Origin of the sequence: Promicromonospora kroppenstedtii DSM 19349, from assembly GCF_000515355.1 — a bacterium.
Lineage (GTDB): Bacteria > Actinomycetota > Actinomycetes > Actinomycetales > Cellulomonadaceae > Promicromonospora > Promicromonospora kroppenstedtii.
Genome location: NZ_KI911593.1, coordinates 23819 through 25195, shown reverse-complemented (window position 1 = coordinate 25195; position 1377 = coordinate 23819). Strand labels below are relative to the sequence as shown.

Sequence of the window (1377 nt, the reverse complement as noted above, 5' to 3'; positions counted from 1 at the left end):
GGCCGTGCTCATCCCCTTCGTCCCGCCCGGCATCCCGGTGCTCGCGGCGGCCGCCGTGGCGATCGTCGTCGGGCTGGTGGCGCCGGCATCGGTGCCCGCCGAGGCGCCGTCCGACCCGGCCGGAGACACACCCGCCGACGAACCCGAGACCGACCGGGAGCCCGCCCGATGACCACCGCCGCCCTCTGGACCACCGTGCTGGTGGCCTCCCTGGCCTGCTTCGCGCTCAAGCTCGGCGGGCACCTGGTCCCGCGCTCATGGCTCGCCTCCGAGCGGGTCTCGCGCGTCACGACCCTCGTCACGGTGGCGCTGCTCGTGTCGCTCGTCGTGGTCCAGGGCTTCGCGGACGGCCGCACCCTCGTGGTCGACGCCCGTGTCCCAGCCCTGGCCGTCGCAGCCCTCGCCCTGGCCCTGCGCGCCCCGTTCATCCTGGTGGTGGTCCTGGCGGCCGCCACGGCTGCCGGCCTCCGCGCCCTCGGCTGGGGCTGACCCGACGCCGGCCGGCGGGGTGCCGCTAGGGTTGAGCGTGGCCCTTTTTCGCGAGACCGCCGATGTGTCCGTCCGCCCCGCCGTCGCCGGTGACGAAGCGGCGGTGACCGACGTCCAGGTCGCCGCGTGGCGCGCCACGGGTGTGCTGGGCGAGGGGGTGCTCGACCAGCTCGACGTCCCCGCGATGCGCGAGCGCTGGGCCTCGGCGATCACGTCGCCACCCGGGCCGGGGTTCGCCGTGCTGGTGGCGCTCGCCGGTCCCAAGGTCGTGGGGTTCGCCGCGGTCTCCCCCGGCCAGGTGCTCTCCCTCGAGGTGCTGCCCGAGTCGCAGCGCGGCGGGCACGGCTCTCGGCTGCTGGCGGCCGCCGTCGACCGGCTGCGCTCCGACGGCTCCGACACCGTGACCACCTGGGCACTGGTGGACGACACCGCCCGCGCGCAGTTCCTCGAGGCCAGCGGCCTCGGCGAGGACGGCCGCAGCCGCACCCTGGCGACCGGGGTGCGCGAGGTCGTCGAGCACCGCTGGTCCGCCCAGATCTGACGCCGCCGCGCCGCGTGGCCGGGGCAGTCGTGTTCGGCAGGCGAACTCAAGGTTTCACGCCCGCGTGACAGTCCCGTGACACGACCTTGCGACCATCGACTGCATGGGGATCCGCACGGAGTACTTCGCAGCACCCACCGACGAGGTGGCGGCGACGGCGCTCCACACGCCCGGAGGGCCGTCAGAGCCCGACCTGCGCACCGACCAGCCCCGGTTCGACGCCGTCGCGGTGCCGTCCGTGGACCCGTTCGTGATGCTCGGCGGGCTCGCCGGCGTGCTGTCCGGCCGGCCGTACGCCGAGGTCACGGCGCACCCGCGGCACGGCGCGCTGGTCGGCAGCGGCGGGG

2 protein-coding genes and 1 pseudogene are annotated in these 1377 nt (G+C 75.9%); all 3 read left to right on the top strand.

Translation table 11 applies throughout. The features are described 5' to 3' along the window. Positions 1 to 168: 168 nt before the first annotated feature. Positions 169 to 489 (top strand): AzlD domain-containing protein, encoded by a 321-nt coding sequence (locus tag PROKR_RS02930; RefSeq protein ID WP_020016801.1) that lies wholly within the window; start codon positions 169 to 171, stop codon positions 487 to 489. A 37-nt stretch (positions 490 to 526) separates the two neighbouring features. Further along, positions 527 to 1030, top strand: coding sequence for a GNAT family N-acetyltransferase (locus PROKR_RS02925; protein ID WP_036959415.1), 504 nt, complete (start codon positions 527 to 529; stop codon positions 1028 to 1030). Between the two features lie 103 nt (positions 1031 to 1133). Beyond that, a pseudogene (locus tag PROKR_RS33600) lies at positions 1134 to 1377 on the top strand (hypothetical protein); the annotation flags it as partial.